The sequence below is a fragment of the Streptomyces hygroscopicus subsp. hygroscopicus genome (assembly GCF_001553455.1).
Taxonomy (GTDB): Bacteria; Actinomycetota; Actinomycetes; order Streptomycetales; family Streptomycetaceae; genus Streptomyces; species Streptomyces hygroscopicus.
In genome coordinates this window covers 1-2,509 of record NZ_BBOX01000004.1, presented here as the reverse complement: position 1 = coordinate 2,509, position 2,509 = coordinate 1, and the positions used below count along the sequence as shown (strand labels likewise).

Here is a 2,509-nt window from a genome sequence, read left to right as displayed (position 1 = left end):
GGCCACGAGCGAGACCGCGCGCCAGGAGATGAAGTACGAGGAGCGGATCGCGGAGCTGGAGGCGGACGCCGAGAAGGCGAGCGAGCTGCGCGCCGCGCTCAACACCCGGCTGCGCGCCAAGCGGGCCGAGCTCGCCCGGCTGCGCAATGAGCACGCCGAGCTGCTGCGCCGCTACGCCACGGCCGAGACCGAGCGGGCCAGCGCCCTGGAGGGCCGCCGCCGGCTCGCCCTGGAGGCCGCGTCCCCGGCCAGGGAGCTGGAGGCGGCGGCGGCCCGGCCCGCCGGGTCGCGGGAGCCGGACGAGCCCGCCACGGGGACCGCGGTGCCGTCGGCCACCGCGTACGCCAAGGCGGACGAGGCGCTGAGCCGGCTCAGGGAGAGCGCGCGGCGGCAGAAGGAGCGGCGCGAGCGGGCCGCCGCGGCGGACGCACGGCCCGACGGCAGGCGCGACATCCGGCCCGACGACAGGTCCTCCACGTGGTCTGACGACAGGTCCGACATGCGGTCCGACGACAGGTCCGGCATCCGGCCCGACGACAGGGCCGACACCCGGTCCGGCGACCGGATCGAGGGGCAGGAGAAGGGTGCGGAGCGGGACGGCCGGACGGCCCGGGACGCCCGGGGCGAGAACCGGGACCAGGGCGGTGCCGCCGCGCCGGGGAAGTCCCCGGCGGCCGGCGGGCAGGACGACGACGGCCCCCAGGAGCCGCGTACCCACGCCCGTACGGCCGCCTCGGCGGTGGTGCCGTATGCCGCGGCACGCCGGGCCGCCTCCCGTTCGGAGGGCGGCTTCGACTACTTCGGCACCCAGAAGAAGCACCCGAAGAAGCAGCAGCGGGAGCCCGATCCGGCCGAGGAGGAGGACCTCGCCGACGTGATCGGCGACGAGACCCTCGCGGAGACCAGGAAGGGCGCGGTGGGCGAGGTCATCGACCTGACCGCGCACGACGACACCGAGCAGATCGACCTCGGGGAGCTGCGCAGCGCCATCTCGTAGGCCCCGTCAGGCCCGTCAGGCCCCGTCAGGGAATCGCCCGCGCGGCCCGCCGACGCCGTCCGGTGGTGCTCGGTGGTGCTCGGTGGTGCCTCCGGGGGTGGCGCCTACTTGTCGATGTCGCCGACGACGAAGAAGAGCGACCCCAGGATCGCCACCATGTCGGCGACGAGGGTGCCCGGCAGCAGCTCGGTGAGCGCCTGGATGTTGTTGTACGAGGCCGAGCGGAGCTTCAGCCGGTACGGGGTCTTCTCGCCCTTGGAGACGAGGTAGTAGCCGTTGAGGCCGAGCGGGTTCTCGGTCCAGGCGTAGGTGTGGCCCTCGGGCGCCTTGAGCACCTTCGGCAGCCGCTGGTTGATCGGGCCCGGCGGGAGTTCCTCGAGCCGGTCCAGGCAGGCGTCGGCCAGCGCCAGCGAGTTGTGGGTCTGCGCCAGCAGGCATTCGAAGCGGGCGAGGCAGTCGCCCTCCTCGCGGACGACGACCTCGAGGACGTCCCGCAGCTCCCCGTACGCCAGGTACGGCTCGTCGCGCCGCAGGTCGAAGTCGACGCCCGAGGCCCGCGCGATGGGGCCGCTGACCCCGTACGCGTGCACCGTCTCGCGGGCCAGTACGCCGACGCCGCGGGTGCGGCCTCGGAAGATCTCGTTGCCGAGCACCAGGTCGTCGTACACGCCCATCCGCGAGCGGACCTCGGCCACGGCCTGCCGGGCCCGGCCCAGCCAGCCCGCCGGAAGGTCCTCCTTGAGGCCGCCGACCCGGTTGAACATGTAGTGCATCCGGCCGCCGGAGACCTCCTCCATGACGTGCTGGAGATCCTCGCGCTCCCGGAACGCGTAGAAGATCGGCGTGATGCCGCCCAGCTCCAGGGGGTAGGAGCCGAGGAACATCAGGTGGTTCAGGACCCGGTTGAGCTCGGCGAGCAGCGTACGGGTCCACACCGCCCGCTCCGGGACCTCCATGCCCAGCATCCGCTCGACGGCGAGGACGACGCCGAGTTCGTTGGAGAAGGCGGACAGCCAGTCGTGACGGTTGGCCAGCATGATGATCTGGCGGTAGTCGCGCGCCTCGAAGAGCTTCTCCGCGCCCCGGTGCATATAGCCGATCACCGGCTCGGCGCTCCGCACCCGCTCCCCGTCGAGGACCAGCCGCAGCCGCAGCACCCCATGGGTGGAGGGGTGCTGCGGGCCGATGTTGAGCACCATGTCCGTGCTCTCCGCGGCGCCGCCGACGCCGACCGTCGTCTCCGTCATGTCCCCAGTCTCTCAGCTCGCCGAACGCCTCCCCGCGGGCGCTCCCCGGCCCCGGCGACGGCCCGGACCACCGGCCTGGCGACGGCCCGGGTCCGGCCCGACAACGGCTCGGGTCCGGCCCGGACCCAGGCCCGGACCCCGGCTCGGGTCTGGCCCGGACCTCGGTTCGGGCCCGGCTCGGATCCCGGTTCGGGTCTGGCCCGGACCTCGGTTCGGGCCCGGCTCGGACCTCGGCTCGGATCCGGCCCGGACCCCGGCCCGCCCC

2 protein-coding genes are annotated in these 2,509 nt (G+C 74.1%); one reads left to right on the top strand and one right to left on the bottom strand.

Annotated features, from left to right (window positions below; translation table 11 throughout):
- Positions 1-997: hypothetical protein (locus AXW62_RS00850; RefSeq protein ID WP_060942768.1), on the top strand; the 997-nt coding region annotated here is incomplete at its 5' end.
- Positions 998-1,101: 104 nt separating this feature from the next.
- Here the strand turns inward: AXW62_RS00850 and AXW62_RS00845 are convergent.
- Entirely contained in the window at positions 1,102-2,244 is a 1,143-nt protein-coding gene (locus tag AXW62_RS00845; protein WP_060942767.1) for an NADH-quinone oxidoreductase subunit D, read from the bottom strand.
- Positions 2,245-2,509 lie beyond the last annotated feature (265 nt).